The sequence below is a fragment of the Companilactobacillus bobalius genome, assembly GCF_009764355.1.
The window spans coordinates 77,069-104,052 of the sequence record NZ_LNUA01000077.1 but is presented as its reverse complement, the minus strand read 5'-3'; the positions used below and the strand labels follow the sequence as shown (position 1 = coordinate 104,052).

The following is a 26,984-nucleotide window of genomic DNA, read 5'->3' as shown; positions in this document are numbered from 1 at the left end:
TTACCGCAGTACCAACATTTAAAGACAAAAAAAGTGCAAATTCACTTTCGTAAATTTGCACTTTCTGATATTCAATATTTGTTCTAAACTGATTCATGTAATGAGAATTGTGACGAACGAATGTAAGTATATGCATATTCAAAAATCTGTCCATTATCTAAGAATGAGCGCTGTTCCACGGTTAGTAAAGGTTCAGGCTTTGATAGGTCCAATATTCTAGATGTATCATCATTTGATATTTCCGACGAAATGGTTCTAATGGCGCTATCAATATTTAAATCCAGTTCCTTCTCGATAAAATCATAAATTGACCCATTTAAGGACCCCATTTGCATTCCCTGAATTATCTTTACCGGCATAAAAATATTTTGCAAAGCAATAATTGTCTTACCATTCATGATTAACCGTTGAATCTCATAGGTCAGATCAAACTGGTTGATGTTCATTTGATCCATTACTGTAGGGCTAGGCTTACTTACACCAAAATTGATTAGCTTGACGGAATACTTATTAAAATCAAATATCTCTAAGGATTGTTTACTTTTAACGCCCTCACCTGGTTGATTATCTTTGACAAAAGTTCCTGACCCCTGTATCCGATAAATTAATCCTTCACTTACCAGAATATCCAAAGCTTTTCGAACCGTGATTCGACTAACATTCAATGACTTGGCTATGGCAGTCTCCTGCGGTAACTGCTCATTTATTTGATATTCTTTCTCCAGAATCTGCTGTCTTAAACGATTCGCCACAATCACATATTTGGGCGTCTCTTTCATGTATTTGCCTCCGAACTTAACTCAATATTTGTTATAACAAATATTTACTTGAACTATAAGTAATTATAACTCACGGTATAGATAAGTCTAACAATTCATCTATACCATTATTTTTTCTAACTTTATCTTTCACTCTAACTGTTTAAACATGTTATGATACTATTATATGAACCCTCAAAAAGAAGAAATTATTATGATTAAAACTACCACATGGAAACATAACTTCAGTAACTACGATAACCTCGACCACATTAATGCTAACGGTCATCAACATTTGGAAATATTCCAACCCTTTGAAAGTAAAAAAATTAGATTACAACTCAACAATTTATATGGCGAAACGCCACTAGTAATCGATAGTTTGGAAATTTATACTAATTCTAAGAAAAAAGTTTCAGTAACAAAGGATGGCAAGAAGTCTTTTGCCGTGGAATCTCGCTTAGTTGAATGGTCTGATTGGATCGATTTCAATTTGCCCGCCGATTCCTACCTTTCAGTCGACATTGTTTCACCTACTAAAGCTATTCATACACTAGGTCTAACTATTTCTAATGACTTAATTAGAACTGAAAATTCTGATCCTAAAGAAACCAAATATTTCTTCGGCATTTCAGAAATTCAAGTGAAAACTGAACATGCTCATAAGAGAATTGCCTTATTCGGTGACTCCCTAACTAATCAGGGTAACTACGCAGCACCACTTTCCATTGATTTAGAAAAAGAATTCCACTGTGTTACTGCTAATTATGGTATTTCTGGTAATCGTCTGCTTCATCCTGGTCACAGCACCTCGCAATGGTCCACTAGTTTTGGTGAAGCTGGTTTCACCCGCTTTGATCACATGATTGCCGAATATCAACCTAATATTGTAATATTTATGGAAGGCGTCAACGATTTGCTTCATCCTGGTACTGGTGCACCCATCAACGAATTACCTACTGTCAATGCCCTAGTCAAGGCAGTACATGCTCTTAAGAAAAAGTGTAAAAAACATGGTATTACTTTTGTTCCAATGACTATCACACCTGCTTATGGGAATATTAATGGTGGCGTTTTTGCCTGGTCAGAAGAAAAGGAAAAGATTCGTCTAGCCGTCAATCATGAACTATTAAAAATGCCTCATATTATTGATATTGCCGATTTTGTCAGCAATGATGACAAGTTAAAACCAGAGTTTGATTATGGCGATCACGTCCATCTATCTAACGAGGGCGGTAAACAAGTTGCTAAATTTGTTGAAGAACAATTAATTCGTAAGCGGATGGTTTAAGACAATATTCCATGATATATAAATCACATAAATTTTTGGAATATATTCTTATATTTATAATTAAGTTTTCAGGTAATATGTTTAAATCATTTTTAATATAATGTAATATGAATAGTATATATTGATCAATTATATTTATTGGAGATTTAATAATGGTTGAAACTACTAACAGCGATATTTATACAATATTAAAAGAGCGTGTCTTAAGCGGACAATACAACATTAAGATGCGTTTGCCAACTGAAGATGCTCTGATTGAAGAATTCAACGTTAGTCGCTATGCAATCAGAAAAGCCATTAAACAGTTGGTTAATGAGGGCCTTGTTTACAGTGTCAAAGGTAAAGGAGTAGTTGTTTTAGAGCAGACTCCTCAAACTAAGGAGATCAACCTTAGTTTGGCAAAAATAAATGGCCTTCAATCTCTCAATAGTGATCAAAAGATAGACCGAAAAACAATTATTGCCGACTTCCAACAGATCATTGTTGACGAAAAACTTCATCAGAAAACATCATTCTCTGTGGGTGTTCCCGTCTACGCCATCAAACGTGTTCGCAGGATTAATACCAAGAATGCAGTTTTGGATATCAATTATTTCAACGCGCAAATTGTTCCAGAAATCACACCAGAAATCGCATCAGGCTCAATTTATGATTACATAAAAAAAGATTTACAGATGAAAATTGCTGTAGTCAAACGACAATTACGAATTGAGCATGCTACCCAAATTGACTATGAACACCTCAATTTAGGAATCAATAACTGCGTGGGTAATATGGTCAGTTTTGCATTCAACGACGATGGTAAACAATTCGAATACACCGAGTCACATTTTATTCCCGATAACTTTATTTTCAATCAAATCATTAAATTCTAATCATAACAAAAAAGTGAGTACCCTTTTAAGTAGGTACTCACTTTTTTTGTGCTTAATATGATTCAAAACCAACCAACGAAAAATGATTAGGAATATATTTAGTTTCAGTACATTCAAACAAACTGCCCAAATCAGTATAAACATATTTCTTTAAAACACCGACACAATTGGATTCATTCAAATCTAGCAAACCAATTTCTTTTTCATTTGCTGTCTCCACAGTCGCAACTGAACGAGCCGCTGCAATTTTAAAAAGATTTTCATCACGAATATATTGATAAATAGACTTTTGAGCATCAGTTTCACTCAAGTCTGGCATATTTTCTTTTCTAAAATAACTAGTATCTAGGGCCATTGCCTTCCCATTTACCATACGTAATCTCTCAACGTGATAAGCAATATCACCTAAACTGAAAGAAGTGTGCTCTGACAACGCACTATCAATTTCAACTTCCTCAAAGGTTAACACTTTTGTTGACAACTCTCGAATCGATTTGTTCTGTGGAAAACTCATCAAATCTTGAAATCCAAAATGATTAGCGGCTGAAAAAACCATTCGATTATCAGTAACTGGCTCAAGTACAACTACACCACGTCCCTTAACCGTATAAACTAGACCTTCGGATTGTAGTTTCTTCAAGGCACGGCGGATTGTATTTCTAGTTACACTAAAACGTTCTGATAATTCCTCTTCACCAGGCAAAATTGTTTTTGGTGGATAAACGTTACTATCAATTTCACCCTTCAATATGTGATATATATCTGAATATAAATTTTTTGGCATAATTTCTCCTCAATATAATTGCTTAAAAGCAACAACCTCATCTATTCGAAGATATTAAATATCTACTTCTTTTCTAACATGACTGATTCATATGGGCGCAAAGTTACTTTCCCATGATTAAACTGCATATCGCCATAATTCCCCAAAATTAAATCGAAACCTGCAGCCACATCACGCTCATGAGTTTGCTCAGTAAAATTAGCCATTACTAAAATTTTACGCTTATTATTAAATCTTTCATAGCTATAAACGCTATTATCCCTAGGATTCAATAACTTATATTCACCATCAACAAGAACTGTTTTATGTTTTCGTAGAAAAATCAATGCTCGATAAAAATCGAAGATATTATTCTTCGTCTTTAATACTTCTTCAACCGAATAATCATCATGGTGTTGTGGCTTTAACCATGGTTGACCTGTTGTGAAACCATAATACTTACTTGAATCCCATTGCATTGGTAATCGTGAATTCTCACGCGATTTTTGTTGCAGAATTTGAAGTGCCAAATCCTCAGACATTCCATTTTTTAACATTGCATGGTAGGCATTAATTGACTCATGATCTTTGTACTGATTAATATCAGTGAAGTAGGCGTTCTTCATCGCAATCTCATCGCCCTGATAAATATAAGGCGTTCCTTGCAATCCAAATTCCACCATTGCTAATAATTTAGCTGATTGATCACGATATTCATCATCATTTGTAAATCTTGAGATAGCACGTGGTTGATCATGATTATTCCAGAATAGTGCATTCCAACCACCATGTCGTTGCATCTGTGTTTGCCATTCACTCAAAATACTAGTCAAATCAGTTAATTTATAGTGTCCCAAAGTCCATTTCTTACCATTGGTATAATCAACTTTCACATGATGAAAAGTAAAAGCCATCGATAACTCCTGACGTTTAGGATTAGTATATTTAACAGCCTCAGAAATAGGTGTTGATGATAATTCACCAACCGTAACAAAGTTATTAGGACCAAAGACTTTTTCGTACATTTCATGAATATATTCGTGAACATGTGGTCCATTAGTATAGAAATTTCGTCCATCATCTAAAGGCGTGTCAAAAGTATCATTTGGCATATTCTTATCTTTAGAAATGTTATTAATAACATCCAAACGAAAACCATCAATACCCTTATTGGCCCAGTATGTTAACATCTTAAAAATTTCAGCTCGCAAATTTTCATTACGCCAATTCAAATCAGGCATTGTTACATCATATAAATGTAAATAATATTGGTCTAATTCTGGTACATACTTCCAAGCACTACCACTGAATTTTGAAACCCAGTTGTTTGGTTCATGTCCATCAACGGGATCACGCCAAATATAGTAATTATGATATGGATTATCCTTTGATTTCAAAGCCTCTTTAAACCAAGGGTTTTCATTGGAAGTGTGATTCAACACCATATCCATAATGATTTTAATATCACGTTTGTGTGCTTCCGTTAGTAGTTTTTCAAAATCATCCATTGTTCCAAAAACAGGATCGATCTTGTAATAATCAGCGATATCGTAACCATTATCATTTCCAGGTGAAAGGTACATTGGCGTTAACCAAATCAAACCAATTCCCAGCTTTTGTAAATAATCGAGACGCGAAATAATACCGTTGATATCACCGATACCATCCCCGTTAGAATCTTGAAAACTGCGCGGATAGATCTGATAAACAGTTTCTTTTTGCCATTCCTTCATTTTAATACTCCTCAATATAAGTCCTCACTTAACGACGCAATTTTATAATATGTTTATACATCTGTCAATTGTTCTATACCGGATGGAATAATGGAATATAGCCAAAACGACTATTATTGCACCAGTTCCAAGTAAAATTTAATTTAAAAAATAATATATTTTTTATGAAGATAGTTTATCTAATTCAGAAAACCAACCGACTTACCAATATAGCGTAAAATTACCGTCCTCCACAACAAGAAAATTTGGCTGGAACGCCATGGGCCGACTGGAAGCTAATAAATTTGCACTTTGTGCAAATTCATGGATCTTCAAGCTCGGCCTTCATCTAAGCAATAAATTGCTAAGATGAATTTCATGGCTGAGCCAATTTTCTTGTTGTTCCGGACTAAATCCTGCTTCTTTTATCAGTTACCGTAAAATCTAAATAAAAACAGTCCCATCAAAGAATTCAAGTACATAAAATATATCTTGAATGATTAATGGAGACCGTTTTTCTGATTTAAAATTTTCTTTTTGATTATATGGATTCAAAAGTTTAAAACATCAATAATATTAGAACTAGGGAACTAGTCGGTAGTAAAAAATTTGTGGGCCCTCAGTGGTGAAATTATACTTAGCTTGCGTAGCAAGGTTAGTATAAGACCGATCTTCGAGATCCATAATTTCGCACAAGGTGCGGAATTATTAGCTTGAAGTCGTGTCCACCACGTTCCAGCGGCCCACAGATTTTTTGCGGACGACGGCATACTTCAGTTATATTTGTTAGCATTACAACAAAAATCATACCTTCTTTACTCTAGATCAAATCTCTATGAATATCCTGCATGCCACGTTCAATATCTTCTAGTTCGTCAGCGTAACCCTTCAAACGATCGCCATACTTATCGACTAAGTTGCTATCAGTATCTGTTTTATAGCGTAACTTATGTTCCAAACTGGCCCACATATCCATACCAACAGTTCTAATTTGAATCTCCACTGGGACATCAATTGGCCCTTTAGATTGAAAAACTGGTACTTTAACTACAATGTGCAAACTACGATATCCGCTTTCCTTAGGATGCTTTAAATAATCTTTTCGTCTCAATAATGTGACGTCAGTTTGACTAGTCAGTAACTTTTCGATTTTATAAATATCATCAATGTAATTAGTTATTACTCTGATACCAGCAATATCATAAATATTCTTTTGAATACTTTCAGCCGTTAAATCATAGCCTTTACGATCAGCCTTTTCGAGTAAACTTTGAATCTTCTTCATACGTGATTCCATATGGTGAATTGGATTGTAATCGTAATTAACTTGAAATTCTGAATCCAAATTTTCCAATTTAGTACTGATTTCCTTTTGACCTGCTTGATAAAGTTGATACATTTTTATCATTTTAGATAGTTCCTGTACATCAGGTCGGTTATCCAAATCCCCTAATTGTGACTTTAATTCCCGCAAATTAATAGTATTGGATCTTTCTAGTATCATACTTTCCGTCCTTTTAAATTAGTAATTATCAAAAAAGCAGCCATAGTGGCTGCCCTAATTTTAACTCTAATTATTATAATTTTAATGACGGATTTTCTTTTGACACTTTGCGATGCCATAAATAAATTCCAACTAACAATAAGACACTGATGGTACATGACAATCCAAAAGTTAAATGCATTCCATCAATAAATAATTGTGGATCACTTGGTATGTAAGAAGTGACTCTGGAACCTTTCAAGATTGACATCGAACCAAACAACAACGTTGTCGACATAGCTGAACCAACTACCATCCCAACTGTTCTGGCTAAACTATAAACACTACCAGCTGATCCATAATCTTTTTCATCAACTGTACTCATGACTAAAACGTTATTAGGAGAATGGAATAATCCATTGCCCAATCCTGCCATAGCAGCTCCAAAGGCGAAAATCAGAATGGTATTCTGCAATCCACTTAGAACATAGAATATCTGGCCGAAACTAATAATAGCTAATCCTACTAAAGTAATTTTAAATGGATCATACTTATCAGCTAAACTTCCTGAAATTGGAGCGACGAACAATTGCACAACTGGGAAAATCAATAAGAAGAAACCACTGAATAAAGGACTGAACTCTCGAGCATTCTGCAAGTAGAATGGTGCAATCACATCAAAGAAGAAATCAATGATAAAGACCATGAAACAAGTTAGCAATTGTACTGAGAACCATTTATTTTTAAATAATTTCACCGGCAAAATTGGATCAACTTGTTTAGTTTCATAACGATATAATAGCGTCAAAAGAATTACTCCAACGATTGTCAAAGTTAAAATGCGCCAATCACTCCAACCTAATTGTTGACTCAAAAGGATGCCGACAAACATACTGGTAAATCCTACAATCAACAATGCTGAGCCAAACAAATCGAATTTGGCACTAGCAAACTTCTTATCCAAGCTGCTAGGTAAATATTTAAATAGAATAAAAATTGCAATAAAACCAATTGGTACATTTAACCAGAAAATGATGTGCCATGGGAAGAAATTCAAAAGAATCCCACCCAAACTTGGTCCGATAATACCACCTAATGAAACGAATGATCCCATCCAACCTAAAGCTTGACCACGGCGATCATCTGGAAAAATTTCAACAATAATTCCATTTGAAGTAGCCATTGTCATTGCAGCTCCGATTGCCTGCAAACTTCTGGCAATAATTAATGTTAACCAACTTACTGATAAAGCACACAGCGCTGAACTGATAACAAAAATTAGAGTTCCCAATTGGAAAAATTTGATTTTCCCGTACTTATCACCTAATTTACCAAAAATCATCAGAGTGCTACTCATCACAATCAGATACATCGTCACAACCCAATTGATTAAACTCATATTGGTGTGAAGTGCCTTACTCAAGACTGGTAGCGCCACAGTGACAATGCTACTATCAAGAGTAGACATAAAAATAACGATCCCGACACCAATCAAGATCATCGTTAAATTTTTTCTTTGAACTGTTTCCATAATCGTCCTCTAAACTATATATTAATATATATAGTTTAATACATAGTAAAAATTTGTAAAGGAGCATTCCATGGCACGTTCTAATACACTTCAATATATGATTCTAGGCTTATTGACTCGTCAACCAATGACAGGTTACGATATCAAACAAATTTTTGATAAAGAAAAAGCTGAATTCTGGACCGCACCCTTCAGCCAAATTTATCCCGAATTAAACCGCCTTTTGAATAAAGAACTAATCAGCTTAGTTGAACCAACCGAAGCCAATTCCCGAAGAAAAATTTATCAATTAACTAAATTAGGAACTGATACTTTCATGGACTGGTTAAAACTGCCGCTGTCACCAGAAATAACTCAATTAAACAATGACGATTTCATCTTACGCTTACACTTCTTGGGTAAAAAACATCTCGATATTTTAAAAGCTTTGCTAAAAATGAGAGAACAAACTTTGAAATTAGAACTAGCTCAATTGGAACTAGAGTTATCAGAAGTTGTTTACCATCCCGAACAATTTGGACGTGAGTTGATTATTCAAAAAGAACTCTCCAATAAAAAATCAGACTTGAAACTCTGGCGTTCTGAATTAAAAAATCTATAACACTAAAAAAGGTCTCTATTAAACATTCAAGACATACATGTTAATAGAGACCGTTCTTATTTATTATCTAATTCAAATATATAGGCGATAGAACAGGATATTAGTCTGGAGCAACAAGCCGATTGGTCTCAGCCGTGAAATTATACTAAGCGATTTATCGCTTAGTATAAGACCTGTATTTGAGACAATTGCGAACTTTAATTGGCTCAAATCAGCGTCCACAGCGTTCCAGACCAATCGGCTTGTTGTAGAAGATGGCAATCTAAATCTATTTTCAGCTAAACTTCCGAAAAACCAGTCTGTTCCTCTTTAACTTCATGTAAATCAAAAAGAGATTTTTTATCCTGCAATTCTTCGGCAAAAACGACTTTAACAATAATATTCGTCAATACTTCTGGTGACTCTTTCATACCATTCTTAACCCAACGTTTCATAATACCCTGGACGCCTAGCATGATATAAGTAGCTTCATATTCATCCATCGTTGTCTTAACTAATTTAGCATGATCATGAAAGTGACTCATCCGATCTAGCAATTTAGTTTTACCCTCCACAAAAACCAGATTACTCAACGCCGGATTTTTATAGAATTCTCCAAGCATAATCTTTAATCCTTCGATCATTGAAGTACCTTGGGGGATTTTTAAATTGTCCAAAAAATCCGTTTCGATACTGTCGACACATGAATACACATCATCATAATAACGATAAAAAGTTGTTCGATTAACGTCAGCAGCCTTGCAAACTTCCGTTACAGTTATAGAATCGATCGATTCTTTTTGTAAAAGTGATAAAACTGTCTCTTTAATAATCTTTCTGGTATATTGTGCCCGACGATTATTTTTTACTCCGACCATAGCTTCTCCTTGAATACAACAAATAAGTAATTTTCGTTTAATTAATGACACTTTGTCTCAAATTGATGGTTGAAAATTCATTAAATTGTTTTTATTATATGAAACATAGTGTTGCAATAATGACATTCTAACAGAAATTTTATTAGAAGCCATTAAAAATTTGAAGATTAGAGAGAGTTCAATTAATGCTGGAATTAAAACACATAAAAAAATACTATTATGTCGGCGATTCTGTGACTAAAGCCTTAGACGATGTATCCGTCTCCTTTAGAAAACAAGAATTCGTCGCTATTCTGGGACCTAGTGGTTCCGGTAAAACTACTATGCTAAATGGTATTGGTGGTTTGGACATTTATGATTCTGGTGACTTAGTCATCAATGGTAAATCTACTAAAGATTTTTCCGAATCTGACTGGGACGCCTACCGTAATAATTCTGTTGGTTTCATTTTCCAAAGTTACAATATTATCGGTCATTTAAGTATCATCGATAACGTTGAACTTGGAATGACACTTAGTGGTGTCAATGCCGACGAGAAGAAGCGTAAAGCCCGTGAAGCTTTGGAAAGAGTTGGCTTAGGACCTCATATCAACAAGAAGCCTAACCAACTATCTGGTGGTCAACTTCAACGTGTTGCCATTGCCCGTGCAATTGCTAATGATCCCGAAATTCTACTTTGTGACGAGCCAACCGGTGCACTGGATACTGAAACCAGTGAAGAAATCATGAAATTGATCAAGGAATTGTCAAAAGAACGACTTGTCATCATGGTTACTCATAATCCTACTTTGGCTAAAGAATACGCTGATAGAATTATCAACTTCGCCGATGGTAAAATTTTAGACGATTCTAATCCTTTTGTTGAAGATACTACTAAAGATAACTTTGAACTTAAGAAAACTAAGATGACTTTCTGGACTGCTTTGAAATTGTCCTTCACTAACTTAAAGACAAAAAAAGCCCGAACAGCTTTGACAGCTTTTGCCTCCAGTATTGGTATCATCAGTATCGCCATTGTTTTGGCCTTATCATCTGGTTTCCAAAAACAAATTGATAAGACTCAAGGAAATACCCTGGCACAGTTCCCAGTTACAATTTCCCAAACGGCTTCCAAACAAACTGCTCCTGACACTAAGGTTAAGAGTTCTAATTCTAAAAAAGTAACTGCTAAACTTAGTCAACAGGAAAAGTCAACGCACACAAACAAATTGAACAAGAGCTACGTTAACTACATCAAAAAGCTTGATCCTGAATTGAGTAAGGATATCACTTACAATTATTCAACTGGAATGAATCTTTTGAGTAAAGTTGATGGCAAAGTTAAAACAGCCCAATTCTCAAATACAAGTAGTTCAAATTCAATGAGTAGCATGTCCGCTGCCATGGCCTCATCTACAGGTGTTGGTAGTTCAGTTTATCCTTCATCAAATAACAATGGAACTAATTTCTTAAAGAAACACTACAAAGTTATCTCCGGTTCACTTCCTAAGAGTGAAAATGATGTTGTTTTGATTGTTGACCGTGACAACTCTACTAACGTCAACGCTTTAAAGAACATCGGCATGAAAGTTAAAGATAATCAGAAATTAGACTTCAGTAAAATTGTTGGACAAGAATTCAAAGTTGTTTCTAACAATAATTACTACAAACAAGTAACAGCTGGTCTCTTCACACCAAACACTGATCTTGCCAGTCTTTACGACAATTCTGATAATAAGACTTTGAAGATCTCAGGTATCTTAAAAGTTAAATCCAAATCATCAGAGAATATCCTTTCATCAGGTATCGCATATAGCGACAAACTAACTAAGGATATCGTTGATACTAATAAGAACTCTGATATTGTCACTGCCCAAAAGAACAGTGATACAAACGTTCTAACAGGTGCCAGTGTTGATGATGCTACAACTAAAGAAAGTCTTGTTAGTTACTTAGGTGGTTCCGCCACACCATCAAGTATTCTAATTTACCCAAGTACATTTAAAACGAAAGATAAAGTTTTAAGTTACCTTGATAAGTACAACAAAGGCAAGAAAACCTCTGATAAAGTTATTTACACTGACTTAGCCGGACAAGTTTCAAGTCTTACAGGTGGTTTAATGGACGCTATCACTTACGTTCTAGTTGCCTTTGCCGGCATCTCATTAGTAACAAGTATGATCATGATCGGTATCATCACTTACACATCAGTTCTAGAAAGAACCAAAGAAATTGGTATTTTGAAAGCCTTAGGTGCTAGAAAGAAAGACGTTACCCGCGTCTTCGATGCCGAAACAACCATCTTAGGAGTTTCCTCAGGTGTGTTAGGTATCTTAATTGCTTGGTTAGCAACCTTCCCTATCAATGCCATACTAAAAGGACTAACCGATCTAAGCGGAGTAGCACAATTGAACCCCGTTCATGCGATAATCTTGATTATTATCAGTACTATTTTGACAGTAATCGGTGGACACATCCCAGCTAGAATGGCGGCAAGAAAAGACGCAGCCACAGCATTGAGATCAGAATAGAAAGCGGAGCAAGGGCGGTTAGCCCACGAGGATTTGTCTAAGTATCAGAATTGCACGCGTACTTTGCGGGCGATTTTGATACTGTAACAAACCGGAATGGGTTGCCCTCGCGCAGCTCATTTCAATAGAGAGCGAAGCAGGCCTGATTAGATTCTGAGCATTTGCAGGATTTTACGAATTGGCTACGTAGCAGACAGTTCGTGAAGTCAGGCAAAGCACAGGAATCTGGCCTGCGCAGCTCGTTTTCACTATAAAACATATACCCCATTGGTTATTCACAAAAAGGACCAGTACTCAAATTCCGAGTACTGGTTCTTTTCTATCTCAAAATTAAATTTTAACTACCGCGACCCCAATCAATCCAGGTCCGGTGTGAACGCCCAAAGCTGGTCCAACTTGTTCGGTAAATTCTTGTTGACCTTTAATACCATTATCGTGCAATAAATCTAGCATATTCTTACCACCGGCCTCATCAGCGCCCTGTCCAATACCAATTAAATAGTTTTTATCTTCACCGATAAATTTTTGAGCAAAGTCTAACATCATCTTTTGACCCTTTTTCATACCTCGTGCTTTAGCGGCAATGGTGTATGAACCGTCTTCTTTACAAGTGATAATAGGTGCTAATTTTAACATTCCTCCGACTACAGAAGCGGCAGCACTAATTCTGCCCCCAGCTCTCAAATAAGTCAGTGTTGGAATACAGAAGTAAACAACAGCATGTTTAATCATAGTCGCTACTTGAGAAGCTACTTCATCAAAGCCTTTTCCTGCATCTATCAAATCTTTAGCACCAATTGCAATCAAACCTGAAGCTATTGCTACTTGCTTAGTATCAAAATATTTTGTTGTGAAACGATCATCATCATCTAAAAATACTTTGAGAAAGTTAAAAGTTCCACTCAATCCCGAAGAAACAGAAATAGAGATAATATGAGTATATCCATCTTCAGCAATTTCATTCAAAGTTTTTTCGATTGATTCCCCTGAAGGCAATGAAGTCTTAGGAATCTCAACAGGAAGATGTTCATAGACTTCTTCAGCTGAAATGTCGACACGATCAAGATAAGTCTTGTCATGATAAGCAATTTGCATTGGTAACTCATATACGCCATTTTTGTCACGGTATTCTTTTGGTAAATCACAGCAAGAATCTACCAATACAGCAATCTTTTCCATTTTACTCGCTCTTTTCGTCTTGATTATTACTTTCAATCATTAATATTTTCTTAGTTATTAATTTTGTTGCAAAAGCCATTGTGACCATCTCAACCATTAAATAAGCTGAAGATTGGTCATTTTCCGAGAGGATCTGTCCCTCTTCACGATGATTTAACATTTTTAAAGCTAACTCTTGTTTATCGCAGAAAAAATCATAGGCCTTGGCAATGCCACCATTCAATTTAGTCTGCACTTCTAATCCCGCCTGAATCTCATTAATCGATACGACTTGTTTCAAAAAGGTTATCGCAATCAAATATGCCAAGTGTTCACGTGTGTAACGTTTCTTGACGGGATGTGGCAATAGTCCATTCTTAACGTAATTATTGACCATCGATGTCGTTACAACCGGTCCTTCTTCTAACCAAACAGGCCCAATATACTTATCAACTAATGTTAAAAGTTGATCACGATACAGATCTAATTCAGGTAGATCTTCAAACCTAGGTAAACGATAATTTTCCAATTTATCTAACCATTCTTGCAACTCATCCATGAACATGCACTCCTTTTGTAATTACAAATATAATTTATCATAATTATTAATACTATTCAATCTAGTTTTAAAAACTAGATAGTTTGATAAAGATAAATTTGCATTACCATTCTTTACGACAAGAAAATTTAGTTGGAATGTCATAAGTAAATTTCTTATTGCTTTAGACTAAATGGTAATTCGATTGTTCGCTTTGAACAAATATTTTAATCTTTTATTTTTGTATCAAAAAAAGCGTCCATATCAACCTTATATAGGTCAACATGAACGTTTCCTTAGCGCTTAAAGCTTCTTTCTTGTCACAATTTTTTACTTATCGTCTAATCCACTAATCACTACTGATGATGAGATATTAACTGTATTTTCTGATACTGATCCTGAGAATTTCACTTTGTCTCCGTCTCTCACAAAGACATTTTTAGGATCATTCTTACTTGAAGCATAGAAAATTTTATCGCTATTATTCAATAGAAAAATGATATTGTCACTATCAATAACTGCTCGTTTGACTGTCCCACTAAATACCCTTTCAACACTTGTATTGGACGAACTGGCTGTGGTTAGTCCATTGGAAACCAATGCACGATATTTTGTCAAAGTAGTTTTGGCATCGTTGCCTACAGAAACAGTACTTTGAGTTCCGTTACCATTCGCTAAAAGATAAACATAAGACATAAATGCCCCATTTGAATCTATCATTGAAACGATCCAAGTTGGTTTGCCATCAATTCTATAAAGTAATGGCATGCTTGCTTTCCATTGGGTCTGCTTCATTCTATTTTCAGCGAGGCTCTTTGCTCTATTAGGTGTCATTGCATCTTCTTTTTCACGATAGAAATAAGTTTTACCGTTTCTGGCATTAACATAAATATATCCTAATACAGAAGTTTGCTTCTTATTCTTACTTGTCATTGAAGCAAAATAATATACCTGACCTTTATAAGAAATCGGAGTAAATTCTTTATTTACTCCTTCTGTTCCCACATTATCAACGGCTTCCATAACGCCAGTTCTTGAGCCACCGATTCCATGAGCATTCCACCAGCCATTTCTGTCACTGCTAAAGGATTCAACCTTACTTGAGGCAATACCAGGATCAAATGTCACATCTAACCATTTAGGTGCATTCTTTTGTTCAATGATTCGTGTCTTTCCTGTTTCTGCATCAACCATGCCTAACCACGTTTTTTTATAGTTAGGAGATCTAGTGATTCCATACGTTTTGTAAAGTGTTTTTACATAGTATGGCTTCCCTTTTTCATCGATCTCTAATTGCGCATCTCCACCTGTCAGCACTAAGTTGGAACCTTTAATTGCTGAATAAATGCGTCTATTAACATCATGTCCAAAATATGCTGATGGAGTATAAGCCATATCTTTCTTTACAAATTTTGGATGAGAATTCTTTGAGGTTGCGTCGACAATAAAATATCCAGGTACTTTCTTATAGTGTACATATCTAAAGAAATCACCTTCAAAATCCAGTGGTGCAATATAAACTAATTTTCCATGATAAAACTGAACTCTTAAATGATTCAAGCTATAAACGTTTGAATTCTTAACATTAGAAAGAGAATTTTGCAGCTGACTGCTGACAGTTTTGTTCGAATTAACAACCGGAACTTCCTTCTTGCTGGAGCTAATTACTGGCATCGGTGCATCTTTTACTTGTTGTGACTGTTGAACGTTCGTTGTCTTAGCGATTGCTTTAGCAAAAGGCCGCATGTTAACGATGGTTCCTAATGCAACCACGATAACTAATGCCAAAATAATACCGAATCCTGGTTTAGCAATATATTTGAGATTTAAACTAGATCCACCATGCGCACTTCTAACACTAAACTTACTAGAGCTAAAAATTAAGAATAGTATTCCAAAGATAGTTGTACATAGCAACAGATTAATAAGATTGTAAAAAATTACATTATACAAATAAGCCCCCGGTAAGAATATAAACACATACAGATATTGGATCAAAAAAATGATCAACTGTAAGCCAGCATAAAAAACTGTATGTTTCTTATCAAAAACTATTGCCAAAATCATTGGCAAGAATGATAACATTCCAAATTTCAGCGTCAAAATCAAAAAATCATAAAACACAATAATCCCCTCCCTATTAGTCATAGAATATCATATTTTGATTGGGGACCATTAGATTGCAAAAAAATTTGAAGGTTCTTTCTTATATTTTAGTTTCCCATCAACCTCCTACCGCCTCAGTCAGCTTTTCTTTTTATGAAGGACGGCAATAAAAAAAGCCTTGAACATTACTCAAGACTTTCTTTAAGATTATATTCACGCCAACCAAAGGCAACCGTCATAACGATGCCAATCGCTGTTAATAAGACGATATAACCAACATTACTACTGAAATTAGTATCTCCCAGATACAAATCACCAAGCAAAGTTGCTAAGACAGTTACCCAGATTCCAATTCTTTGAGCTCTGGTAAAAGCTGTACCTGTCTGACTTCTTTTTTCTCTCTTTGTTATGTATGGTAATACAAAACCTAAGCCAATTAAAACAAATATAGCTACAAAATTAATAACTAATTCATACCACCACATTGAAGATCCGAAAGCAACATCTTGTGGACCGACTGCAGCAATTGTAGCTACTCCTGTCAGACCCAGACACCACCAGCCAACAATCAATGACATGGTTTTATTCTTAATATAAACATACCCTGATGAATAAATATCATCTCTCATTCTAACCTTGATGAAGGACCAGAAAATCCAACATGTAACTCCCGGTGAAATGATTCCATTCAGGTTCAATAACCAATTGAAGATATCCTTCATATTTGGTAACAAAATACCTAAGAACATGATGAAAGCACTCAAAGCTACAGTTAGTATATAACCATTAATTGGTAAACCAGCTGAATTAGTCTTTCTCAAAAATTCTGGCATGTATTTGTTGCCAGTATCAGAAATCAACATTCTGGTCATGGCATTCAATAACACTGCTAACAAAGCTGCTAAGTAAAAGATTTCCGTGAAGGCGAATAAGTACATTAATGTATTACCCATATGGAATTTATTACCTAAAGCCTGGAAAGCATAGTAGGAACCATTGATCTTCAAGTCATCTGGTAGATGATAGGCGTTAAAGAAAACACCTAATGAGAATGATCCAAAGATTGTCAAAAAGCCTGTCATAACAGACAACATAATCATGGCTTTAGGAAAATCTTTATTAGGGTTACGCATTTTCGTAACGAATGGAGCAATTCTTTCAGCCCCGTTAATAGCAAAAATCAAAAATCCTAAAGTTGTTAAATAGTGGAGATTGAATGAAGGTACAATCGTATGGAAAGTTAGTGGTTTAGTCGCAATATGACCACCCATCATTAAGGCCGTAACGGTCATTATTACAAATAGAACCGTCATTCCAAACATGGCAATCCCACCAATTGTACTCAGTACTTCCAATGAATGTTCAAATCGTGACTGAATAATAATGAAGAAAATGAATATCAATAATGTGAATAGTGCGAAATGACTGTTCGACATTTGAGACTGCATTCTGTCACTGCCGTTAACAACCCAGCCCATGGCTACAGCAATTGTATTTGCCGTATCAACGACATAAGGAATCGAGGCGGCCCAGTATGTCCAAGCTGCAAAATATCCTAAGAATTCTCCACTAGTTTCTCTGACCCACGATGTTAATCCACCACCGTCATCATCAAAGGTCGACCCTAGTTGGCCTACCATCAATGAATATGGAATAACATACAGTAAAATCATGATGATCCAGGACGTAATGACGCCCATTCCTTGATTTTGAAAATTGTAGGTTAGATCATCGAATCCAACTACAGTTACAAAATCCATTAGAGCTAGCACTGGCCAGCTAATATATTTCTTCTTTGTTCCTAAATCTGTCATGGCGTTTTCCTCAGTGAAAATAAATCATACTTTCTTAATTTACTCACCAAACGGTTACTTAAAATATACAATATTTTTTGCTAAATAAATTAAAAAATGATTCGAAAGTATAAAAAAATTTAAGCGCTTACTTCCCCGACATGACCGCAACAGTAACTGTTGCCTATTTTGTGTACAATTTGGAAAGTTAGCGACTCGAAATATTTTACCATAAAAGCAACGAACTAGATATATAAAAATTTTTTAAACAAATATTTAGACAACAAAATAACGCCTATTTAGAATTCACACAATATATGCAGTGAAATTCTGAATAGACGCTATTATTTATTATGCTTCTTTTAGATTATATTCCTTCCAACCGAAGGCGATAACCAGAGCTATTCCGACTATACTGATAATCACGATTGAAACGATGTTGTGTTCATAATTAGAACCACCTAAAGCCAAATCACCAACAATTGTTAGGAACAAAGCAGCTAGGATTCCTGTCCATTGTAGACGTGTAAAGGCTGAACCAGTAGTACTTCTACCTTCACGGCGTGTTACGTATGGTAAGACAACACCCAAACCAATCAAGACGATAATGGCAATGAAGTTAATTACTAATTCATACCACCATGTTGATGAAGCAAACTTAACATCTTGAGGTCCAATACCAAAGATTGTAGCTATGGCAGTGATGATCAAGCACCACCAACCAACAGCTAGAGCTAATTTATCATTTTTAATATAGACATAGTCTGAAGGGAATTTTTGACTGTCTTGTCTGATCTTAATGAAAGCAAAGAAGATCCAGCAAGTAACACCCGGTGAAATAATTCCGTTCAAGTTTAATAGCCAATTGAAAATATCATTCATACTTGGTAAGAAAATACCTAGTAACATGATGAAAGCACTCAAACCACAAGTTAATAAGTAACCATTAACTGGTAGGCCATTGGAATTAGTTTTACGTAAGACCTTAGGCATGTACTTAGCACCTGTATCAGAGATCAACATTCTTGTCATAGCGTCCAATAGAACGGCTAACAAGGCTGCTAGGTAAAATACTTCAGTCCAAGCAAAGATATACATCAAAGTATTACCCATATGATATTGCTTACCTAAAGCTTGGAATGCATAGTAAGAACCATTCATCTTCAAGTCATTTGGTAAGTTGAATCCATCAAAGAACACACCCAATGAGAATGAACCAAAGATAGTCAAGAAGGCCGTCATAACGGCTAACATGATCATAGCTTTAGGGAATTCACGCTTAGGATGACGCATCTTTGTAACGAAAGGTGCGATAAGTTCGGCACCATTAACCGCATAAATCAACAAACCAATCGTTGTTAGATAATGAAGATCAAACTTAGGTACGATTGTATGAAGATTCATTGGTTGTGTTGCAATATGACCACCAGCAGCAAGTCCGGCAAAAGTCATTAACACAAACAATACAGTCATTCCAAACATGGCGATACCACCAATTGTACTCAAAACTTCAAGTGAGCGTTTGAAACGAGATTGTACAAAAATAAAGACAATAAAAGTAATCAATGTCCAAAAAGCAAACCAGCCGTTTGACATTTGGCTTTGCATCTTGGCATTACCGTTGTAGGCCCATCCGAGTCCAACAACGATTGAGTTAGCAGTATCAACAACATAAGGAATTGAAGCTGCCCAGTAAGTCCACGCAGTAAAGTAACCTAGAAATTCACCACTAGTACCACGAACCCATGAAGTAAGTCCCCCACCTTCATGATTGAAAACTGATCCTAATTGACCAACCATTAATGAATATGGAATAACATATAAAAATAGCATGATGACCCAAGAGGTAATAACACCCATACCCTGGTTCTGGAAGTTATAAGTTAAATCATCAAACCCGATTACGGTAACAAAATCCATTAAGGCAAGAATAGGCCAGCTTATATAGTTCTTTTTTGGTTCTAAATCTTCCATAATAAGCTCCTATAATTTATATACATATTTAACACAAGATTATATTTTACTCTTTTGAGTTTATATACATAGAGCCTAAAAACGTTTTCTTGAATTAAATTGTTTGTTATTTGTCGATTTCGATTGTTGAAATCAATAATTTATCAGCTAAATTCGATAGTTTAGTAATATCAAAATCTTTTTTGCGCATCGCTGTATGCAAAACGCCGACCATTCCCCAGCAACAATAATTCAAAATATATTCAGCTTCGATTTGATTGGAAAAAGGAATTACTCGTTGGCCGTTCGTAACGGTTAACTGAATTAATTTCTGCATCAACTCCGAATCTGGATTGCGACACAAGACACCAATCATTTTTTGATTAGCTTCTATATAAGACATAACGACTTTGAAAAATTGTGGGCCAATGGCACTCTTATCATTTGGAGGTTCAAACTCCTCTAGTATTTCAGAAAAATGATGCATTACATAGTCTTCCGTTTTATGAAGCAAGTCATAAATATCCTCGTAATGAAGATAAAATGTGCGACGATTGATGTCAGCTTTGTCAGTGATTTTTTGAATCGTTATTTCTTCAATTGGCATGACTGACATTAAATCGATGAAATTTTCACGGATAGATTTCTGCGTACGTCTAGTACGGCGATCATTTTCATTCATTTTGAACCCTCCTTTACTTCACAACTTGGTGCTTTTTGTGTATTAAGACACGAATTACATTGGTCTGTTTATTGTTCACAAAGCACTTTCTTAATATTATAAAGCCATAAGTCAAGGAGGTACAAACATGTATTTAACTTTAAGGGAACTCAGACACGACAAATGGAAATTCAGTGCCTTAGGATTAATCATCTTTTTGATTGTCTTTTTAGTCCTATTCATCACTGGATTAGCTAATGGTCTGGCCAATGACAGTGGTTCAGCCATCAAAGAGACCCCTGCCGAAACATTTATTCTTCAAAAAGGATCACAAGCTCGACTCAATCGTTCCAATCTATCAAAGAAGGATTGGCAAAAGTTTCAAAACAAATATCATAACGACGCTACAAAATTAAGTGTCGCTCAAATGACTATCCAAAGAAAAAATAATGCTAGCAAGAAAACAGATATTGCCTACTTCGTCATAAATCAGGACAGTTTTCTTACTCCTAAAACTGTTAAAAAGACTGACGGCAATCAGGTTTATGTCAGTCGTAAACTAGAATCTGACGGTTACAAAGTCGGTGACAGTTTCAAAGACTCAAACAGTGGTAAAACTTTTAAAATTGCTGGCTTCACCAATACTGAATCTTACTCACATTCACCTGTTATTTATTTAAACAATCAGCAGGCCAAAAATATTCTACCCGACTCCAATAGTTTCAACGCTATTGCTTTAAAGAACAATCTAACTAAGAAATCTGGTTACCAAGTTATCAGCAAGCAAACTTTAATTAACAATATCCCTGGTTATTCGGCTGAACAAAGTTCACTTTATTTAATGATTGGTTTCCTATATCTCATTTCATTATTCGTTCTCGCTGTTTTCTTCTACATTATCAATTTACAAAAACTCAGCGATTTCGGAACCCTCAAGGCTTTGGGTACGAATACTGGCTACTTAGTCAGACACGTCCTATCTGAAATGGGACTATTGTCTGTAAGTGGAATTCTTGTCTCATTTTTAGTAACTTATCTGATTCAACTGAAAATGCCTGCCTCAATGCCATTTAGTCTTAGTTTGACAACACTTTTAGGAACCGGACTACTATTTCTCATCATTGCACTTTTAAGTGCGCTTCTCTCACTCATCAAAGTTGTCAAAGTCGATCCTATCAACACTATCGGAGGTAACAATTAATGTCAGTTTTAGAATTGAAAAATATTATCAAAAATTATCCCGATGGAGAAAACATCAATGAAGTTTTGAAAGACATCTCCTTCCACGTCGAAAAAGGCGAATTTGCTGCCATTATTGGACCTAGTGGTGCTGGTAAAAGTACTTTACTCACAATTATGGGTGCCCTGCTTTCGCCTAGTTCTGGAACTGTTTTGCTGAATAATCAAGATATCAGTCACTTTTCCAAAAAACAACAGACTCAACTTCGTTTAAATGAGATCGGTTTTATTTTCCAAAATTCTGATTTGATTCCTTATTTAAAGATTTCTGAACAACTACAATTCATCCAAAAAATTTCTAACAAGAAACCAACTGATGCCATCGCTATTCTCAAGCAATTAGGATTGGGACATCGTTTAAACAGTTATCCCAATGCTCTTTCTGGCGGTGAAAAACAACGTGTCGCTATCGCTAGAGCTTTTATCAATCAACCCGATTTGATCTTAGCTGACGAACCTACAGCCAGCTTGGATTCAAAACGTGGTCGTGAAGTCGTTCAGATTATTCAAGAAACTGTTCACCAACAAGATAAAGCCGCCGTGATGGTGACACACGACGAACGTGTTCTTGATTTAGTTGATTCCATTTGGCAAATTGAAGATGGTAAACTGAAGAAAGTAAATAAGTAGTTTGAAAGGCTTAAATTATGCGACTAACTTGGCTGTTCTTACTCAAACTTGGTTAAGGTGTGAATCCCGTCTTCCGCAAGAATTGGAAATGTGTTGGAACGCTATGGGCATGACTTGAAGCTAAGTATGTTTAATACGTAATTTTGTAAAAAAAAACGACCTCTATTAAGAGATTCAAGTAAAAGATCTATCTTGAACACCTAATGGAGGTCGTTTTTTTTATTACGTATTTTTACTAACTTAGTTAATTTCTTGGCAGCAACCATTTGATTGAGATATATTCCCAACCAAATAAAGAGATAAATAATAACAAACGTAAACAGATTGTTCCAACTGTGTTTGGATAAAACACTAAGCCACCCATTGTAAGAAGTCATTGCTATTACTAAAGCCAAAGTGACAACAAAATGAATCACTATTTCTAATAAAATATTTAAATCATATTCAAATATCATCGATATCCAACCGATAAAAAGACTCATAATCCAAATACTGATAATATTTTGAGGTGTAACTGTGGTTGTGCCCTGCATAATAAGAATTGCTAAATAGGTTAACGATCCAATCAGAATTCCAATCAAGCCATAACGGAAAAGTTTTCTTATCATCTTACATCCCCAAGCTTTCTTTTAATTGTGTTAAATATTTACGACTAACGGTTAATTTTTCATCATTATCCATAAAAGCTAGCATATTACCCGAAAACGACGCTTCCAATGAACTCAAATGATTCAGATTTATCACGGCGCTTTTAGAAATCTGGATAAAGTCACCATTATTCAGACGTTGATACATTTCTTTCAATTTTCCTCTTAATTTATACGCCTTTATTTGTGTATAAACCGTTAATTCATTTTTGTATACTTCAATCGCGATAATCTCATCTAATTGAATCATAACAACACGATCATCTACCGCTAATGGTACGACATCAGTATGATTATCCAAATTATCAATTGTTTTCATCAAATTTTGGACGTCACCAGAAAAACTTTGTGCCTCAACAGTTACTTTAGCTTTGTCCACCGGCATGTCATCTTTTTGTTGATAATTAATTTCTATTTTCATGAGTTTTCCTAATTAAACTTTATTTAGAACTACATTTTTATTATATCGGTAAAATCCAAGAATTAGGACAATCACAATTACAAAAGTTATTCCCATGTTAAATGTCTCCGTGGAAAATCCTTTGCCAATGATGATTCCCATTGATTTTTTGAAATTCAAAATTTTATCCACAGGTAATCCTTTTAATGCATGATTCAGTTCTTTATTCATCATTACCTGTCGATAAATTGCAGCATTATATGGAGCTGGTGTTAATTTAATCAACGATTTAGCAAAAGTAGGCATGGCTCCGATAGGAAAATAAACTCCCGCAAAGAATCCGGCTGCAGTTCCAATAATCGTATTGATTTTTCCAAAGGTATCAGAGGTCTTCACAAAAGTAAAAATCAAGAGATTGATTGCCGACCACAACAAACTACTTAAAATCATCAATCCTAATAACTTTAGAAAAACTATTCCATCAAAACTTATCTTGTCCTGAATCATGAAATAAACTTGCATGATGGCGTACATAAAACCTTGCATAATAAAACCAATTATCCAAGCACTTAATAGATAGGATAACGTAATTTTAGTGTAGGAGGTATCAGTTAAAACTAAATCAGCTAATCGATTACTTTCACGGTCACTAACTAAATTGTTCATCGCACCTCCGGTAGTGGTTATTGCCGTGACTGTCAAAGTTCCACCTATCAACCAATAATCTAATATTCTTTTTGAATCTTTAATTGCTGACCAACTTTCTTGCATATTCTGTCTTAAAAAAATTAAATAGAGTACAAATGAAATCAATGCTCCCAATAACGAGAAGAAAACTTTACCTTTACTAGAGAAGAACAATCTTAAATTACGCTCAATTAAACTTTTCATCCTATTCGACCTCTCTCCCTGTCAGATTCAAAAAGATATCATCCATATTGCCTTGTCGATAATCAAAACTGACTATTTGATCAGATAACTGACTCAGAATTTCTAAGCAATCCGATGTTGATACGGATATAGAAATTTTATTTCCATCCCACTGGTATTGATATTTTCCTGGTAATTGAACATTCTTTGATCTAACCTTCATTGTTAAACGATTCTGAGCATATTTACATTTCAAATTCTCCACAGAATCCGATGCAATAATTTCACCATGATCAATTACATAAACAAAATCTGCTTCCTCGGCTTCTTCTAGATAATGTGTTGTCAAAATTATGGTCAAATTCATTTCTCGACGTAATTCATTAAGAACCTGCCAGATTAATTCTCGCGTTTGAATATCCAAACCTGTTGTTGGCTCATCAAGAAATAAAACCTCTGGTTCATGCAGTAATGCACGTACAATATCGACTCGTCGCTTCTGACCTCCAGACAAAGTTCGATATTTCTGATCAATAATTTTTTGTAGCGCAAATTTTTCAATCCAATAATCGAGATTACGACTTAAATGTGGATACAAACCCCGACGGATCATTAAATTTTGTCTGACTGTCAAATCATCATCTAAAATGCTCTCTTGAAAAACAACACCAATCTTTTGACGATATACCTTCTCTTGAGGAGTAAATCCGTTTAAAGATATCCGCCCTTCAGTTGGTTGAATAATTCCAATCAACATATTGATCGTAGTCGATTTTCCTGCCCCATTAGGTCCCAAGAAGGCTACTAAATCTCCTTTTTTGATTGATAAATTAATATTCTTAACAACCGTTTTATGATTGAATTTTTTAGTAAGATTTTGAACTTGTAAAAACATAATTTTGACCTCCTTTGTTGAGTGAAGTCATTATAGCCAGGACTTTTTTATCATGGTTTAATTTTTCGATAAGTGGTCAAAATTGGTTGTTAAGATGTTGATTTTTAAGGATAAAAAAACAAGCAAATCTATTTGATTTGCTTGTTGGCATTTAAATTTATTATTGATCGATATCTTCAACACCTAAAGTAACGTTCTCTTTAGCATTATCAACAGCATCAAGAGCTGCCAAAACAACCATGCTGACAGGTAGACTTCTGTGTGGTTCGTTGCTATCAACGGCTTCTTCATCAGATACCATTGTTGCTGGTCTCAAGATAACACTTCTGAAATTGCGTTTCTTTAAATCGTCTTCGGCATCACGTTTTGTTTGGATGTATCTCTTATTGGCATTAGGAATGTCATCAACTGAGAAGTAAACAAAGACAGGAACATTGTTTTCTTCTGCGGCATCGGCGATATTCAAAGCACTCTCATAGTTAACTTTTTCAAAAGTAAGGTTCTCGTTAGGATCTTCATGCCACTCACCGATTGTATCAATAACAACATCGGCATCTTTCAAATATTGTGTCCAAAATCCTTTAGATAAAGCATTCCCAATCTTCCAATCAACCTTGCTGTGCCATGAGTCATTACCAACTGGTTCTCCAGTTCTAGAAATACTTGTAACTGTATAATCGTCTTCCAAAAGTTGTTGGGCAAACTCCTTACCTGCAAATCCATTTGCTCCTAAAATAACTGCTTTCTTAGTCATAATTTATCCCTCTTTCAATTAATTCAAAGCTATTCAACATCCATAAAAGCTTCGTCAATCATGTGATAATCTTTATCACTCAGTTTGATATCTAATGACTTAACGTTTTGATCAACTTGTTCCGGTTTTCTAGCTCCTGGAATTACGATCGAAATATTAGGGTTTTGCATGTACCAAGCTAAAATAACTTGGGCGACGGTTGCTTCATATCTGTCCGCAATCTTCTCCACAATCTCCAATGAAGTGATAATATCACCAAATTTTTCACGACTGTATTGACTAAACTTATCGCTGTCGCTGAATCTATATTTCCCAGTCAATAAGCCCGACGCTAGTGGGAAATATGGAACAAAGGAAATTTTGTTTTCCTTCAAATATGGGAATAATTCTTTTTCAGCATCACGATGTAACAAGCTGTAATTATCCTCAACAATATCAACGTAACCATCCTTATTGGCTTCTTTGATTTGATCCAATGAAAAATTAGAAACACCAATAGCTCTGATTTTGCCACTCTTTTTGAGTTCATTCAAAGCTCTTACGGCTTGATCCTTAGGTGTCTTTTCATCTGGAAAATGAATATAAAAAATATCAATATAGTCTGTTTTTAATCGTTTTAATGCTTCATCGACAGACTTCTTCAAGAATTCTGGACTATTATCAACTTTATTATTACTAGAATCTTGAGCCGCCTTTGTAGCGATAACCAATTTACTGCGGTCATAATCTTGAATGACATCACCGATAATTTCCTCTGAACGCCCTAAACCGTACATGTAGGCTGTATCCAAAGTAGTGATTCCACTTTCAATAGCTTCTTTAACTACCGCATAACCGTCTTCATCTTTTAAACCAGTAAAAATATTATGGCCACCGACTTTATTTGTCCCCAAGCCTAATTTTTTACTTACTACATCCGTGTTACCAATCTTTACTAAATCAGTCATACGTTCACCTCA

Annotated in this window: 24 protein-coding genes; 6 read left to right on the top strand and 18 right to left on the bottom strand. The window is 35.2% G+C overall.

The window, feature by feature from the left end:
* Nucleotides 1-83: 83 nt before the first annotated feature.
* The gene (locus ATN92_RS16890; RefSeq protein ID WP_056954223.1) at nt 84-779 is read right to left on the bottom strand and encodes a GntR family transcriptional regulator; all 696 of its coding nucleotides are present in this window, start codon (nt 777-779) and stop codon (nt 84-86) included.
* Nucleotides 780-972: 193 nt separating this feature from the next.
* Here ATN92_RS16890 and ATN92_RS16885 point away from each other — a divergent pair, with 193 nt between their 5' ends.
* On the top strand, nt 973-2,049 hold the full coding sequence (locus ATN92_RS16885) for a GDSL-type esterase/lipase family protein (RefSeq protein WP_056954221.1): 1,077 nt from the start codon (nt 973-975) through the stop codon (nt 2,047-2,049).
* A gap of 152 nt (nt 2,050-2,201) precedes the next feature.
* On the top strand, nt 2,202-2,924 hold the full coding sequence (locus ATN92_RS16880) for a UTRA domain-containing protein (RefSeq protein ID WP_056954219.1): 723 nt from the start codon (nt 2,202-2,204) through the stop codon (nt 2,922-2,924).
* 52 nt (nt 2,925-2,976) lie between these two features.
* On the opposite strand, the gene ATN92_RS16875 is transcribed toward ATN92_RS16880, so the two are convergent.
* The 4 genes from ATN92_RS16875 to ATN92_RS16860 all read right to left on the bottom strand — a co-directional run bounded on the left by ATN92_RS16875 (nt 2,977) and on the right by ATN92_RS16860 (nt 8,413).
* Complete coding sequence (locus ATN92_RS16875) at nt 2,977-3,708, bottom strand: GntR family transcriptional regulator (protein WP_056954218.1); 732 nt, start codon at nt 3,706-3,708, stop codon at nt 2,977-2,979.
* Between the two features lie 62 nt (nt 3,709-3,770).
* Nucleotides 3,771-5,420, bottom strand: coding sequence for an alpha,alpha-phosphotrehalase (locus ATN92_RS16870; protein WP_082604586.1), 1,650 nt, complete (start codon nt 5,418-5,420; stop codon nt 3,771-3,773).
* Nucleotides 5,421-6,219: 799 nt separating this feature from the next.
* Nucleotides 6,220-6,903 (bottom strand): GTP pyrophosphokinase, encoded by a 684-nt coding sequence (locus ATN92_RS16865; RefSeq protein WP_056954216.1) that lies wholly within the window; start codon nt 6,901-6,903, stop codon nt 6,220-6,222.
* Nucleotides 6,904-6,976: 73 nt separating this feature from the next.
* A complete protein-coding gene (locus ATN92_RS16860; protein WP_056954214.1) occupies nt 6,977-8,413 on the bottom strand; it encodes an MFS transporter in 1,437 nt (478 codons plus the stop codon).
* A 70-nt stretch (nt 8,414-8,483) separates the two neighbouring features.
* Here ATN92_RS16860 and ATN92_RS16855 point away from each other — a divergent pair, with 70 nt between their 5' ends.
* A complete protein-coding gene (locus tag ATN92_RS16855; RefSeq protein WP_056954212.1) occupies nt 8,484-9,014 on the top strand; it encodes a PadR family transcriptional regulator in 531 nt (176 codons plus the stop codon).
* Nucleotides 9,015-9,292: 278 nt separating this feature from the next.
* Here the strand turns inward: ATN92_RS16855 and ATN92_RS16850 are convergent, their stop codons facing one another.
* Entirely contained in the window at nt 9,293-9,871 is a 579-nt protein-coding gene (locus ATN92_RS16850; protein ID WP_056954210.1) for a TetR/AcrR family transcriptional regulator, read from the bottom strand.
* A 185-nt stretch (nt 9,872-10,056) separates the two neighbouring features.
* On the opposite strand from ATN92_RS16850, the gene ATN92_RS16845 reads away from it, so the two are divergent.
* Nucleotides 10,057-12,381 (top strand): ABC transporter ATP-binding protein/permease, encoded by a 2,325-nt coding sequence (locus tag ATN92_RS16845; RefSeq protein WP_056954208.1) that lies wholly within the window; start codon nt 10,057-10,059, stop codon nt 12,379-12,381.
* A gap of 330 nt (nt 12,382-12,711) precedes the next feature.
* Here ATN92_RS16845 and ATN92_RS16840 read toward each other — a convergent pair whose 3' ends face one another.
* The 6 genes from ATN92_RS16840 to ATN92_RS16815 all read right to left on the bottom strand — a co-directional run bounded on the left by ATN92_RS16840 (nt 12,712) and on the right by ATN92_RS16815 (nt 20,611).
* Complete coding sequence (locus ATN92_RS16840) at nt 12,712-13,560, bottom strand: DegV family protein (protein ID WP_056954206.1); 849 nt, start codon at nt 13,558-13,560, stop codon at nt 12,712-12,714.
* A 1-nt stretch (nt 13,561) separates the two neighbouring features.
* Nucleotides 13,562-14,098 carry a DUF1836 domain-containing protein gene (locus ATN92_RS16835; RefSeq protein WP_056954204.1) on the bottom strand — a complete coding sequence of 179 codons (537 nt, stop codon included), beginning with the start codon at nt 14,096-14,098 and terminating at the stop codon, nt 13,562-13,564.
* 309 nt (nt 14,099-14,407) lie between these two features.
* Nucleotides 14,408-16,201 (bottom strand): hypothetical protein, encoded by a 1,794-nt coding sequence (locus tag ATN92_RS16830; protein WP_056954202.1) that lies wholly within the window; start codon nt 16,199-16,201, stop codon nt 14,408-14,410.
* Between the two features lie 167 nt (nt 16,202-16,368).
* The gene (locus ATN92_RS16825) at nt 16,369-17,997 is read right to left on the bottom strand and encodes an APC family permease (RefSeq protein ID WP_056954200.1); all 1,629 of its coding nucleotides are present in this window, start codon (nt 17,995-17,997) and stop codon (nt 16,369-16,371) included.
* A gap of 330 nt (nt 17,998-18,327) precedes the next feature.
* A complete protein-coding gene (locus ATN92_RS16820; RefSeq protein WP_056954199.1) occupies nt 18,328-19,950 on the bottom strand; it encodes an APC family permease in 1,623 nt (540 codons plus the stop codon).
* Nucleotides 19,951-20,056: 106 nt separating this feature from the next.
* Nucleotides 20,057-20,611, bottom strand: a complete 555-nt coding sequence (locus ATN92_RS16815; RefSeq protein ID WP_056954198.1) for a TetR/AcrR family transcriptional regulator — start codon at nt 20,609-20,611, stop codon at nt 20,057-20,059.
* A 127-nt stretch (nt 20,612-20,738) separates the two neighbouring features.
* Between ATN92_RS16815 and ATN92_RS16810 the strand changes: the two genes are divergently transcribed.
* Both ATN92_RS16810 and ATN92_RS16805 read left to right on the top strand, forming a co-directional pair.
* Nucleotides 20,739-21,791 carry an ABC transporter permease gene (locus ATN92_RS16810; protein ID WP_056954196.1) on the top strand — a complete coding sequence of 351 codons (1,053 nt, stop codon included), beginning with the start codon at nt 20,739-20,741 and terminating at the stop codon, nt 21,789-21,791.
* Nucleotides 21,791-22,459 (top strand): ABC transporter ATP-binding protein, encoded by a 669-nt coding sequence (locus ATN92_RS16805; protein ID WP_056954194.1) that lies wholly within the window; start codon nt 21,791-21,793, stop codon nt 22,457-22,459. Before ATN92_RS16810 ends, ATN92_RS16805 begins: the two co-directional genes overlap by 1 nt.
* A gap of 200 nt (nt 22,460-22,659) precedes the next feature.
* Here ATN92_RS16805 and ATN92_RS16800 read toward each other — a convergent pair whose 3' ends face one another.
* The 6 genes from ATN92_RS16800 to ATN92_RS16775 all read right to left on the bottom strand — a co-directional run bounded on the left by ATN92_RS16800 (nt 22,660) and on the right by ATN92_RS16775 (nt 26,972).
* On the bottom strand, nt 22,660-23,067 hold the full coding sequence (locus tag ATN92_RS16800; RefSeq protein ID WP_056954192.1) for a DUF3021 domain-containing protein: 408 nt from the start codon (nt 23,065-23,067) through the stop codon (nt 22,660-22,662).
* 1 nt (nt 23,068) lies between these two features.
* On the bottom strand, nt 23,069-23,527 hold the full coding sequence (locus ATN92_RS16795; RefSeq protein ID WP_056954190.1) for a LytTR family DNA-binding domain-containing protein: 459 nt from the start codon (nt 23,525-23,527) through the stop codon (nt 23,069-23,071).
* A gap of 12 nt (nt 23,528-23,539) precedes the next feature.
* The gene (locus ATN92_RS16790) at nt 23,540-24,397 is read right to left on the bottom strand and encodes an ABC transporter permease (protein ID WP_056954188.1); all 858 of its coding nucleotides are present in this window, start codon (nt 24,395-24,397) and stop codon (nt 23,540-23,542) included.
* A gap of 1 nt (nt 24,398) precedes the next feature.
* Nucleotides 24,399-25,274, bottom strand: a complete 876-nt coding sequence (locus ATN92_RS16785; RefSeq protein ID WP_087721258.1) for an ABC transporter ATP-binding protein — start codon at nt 25,272-25,274, stop codon at nt 24,399-24,401.
* A 157-nt stretch (nt 25,275-25,431) separates the two neighbouring features.
* The gene (locus tag ATN92_RS16780) at nt 25,432-26,025 is read right to left on the bottom strand and encodes an NAD-dependent epimerase/dehydratase family protein (RefSeq protein WP_056954184.1); all 594 of its coding nucleotides are present in this window, start codon (nt 26,023-26,025) and stop codon (nt 25,432-25,434) included.
* Between the two features lie 29 nt (nt 26,026-26,054).
* Nucleotides 26,055-26,972 carry an aldo/keto reductase gene (locus ATN92_RS16775; RefSeq protein ID WP_056954182.1) on the bottom strand — a complete coding sequence of 306 codons (918 nt, stop codon included), beginning with the start codon at nt 26,970-26,972 and terminating at the stop codon, nt 26,055-26,057.
* Between the last annotated feature and the right edge of the window lie 12 nt (nt 26,973-26,984).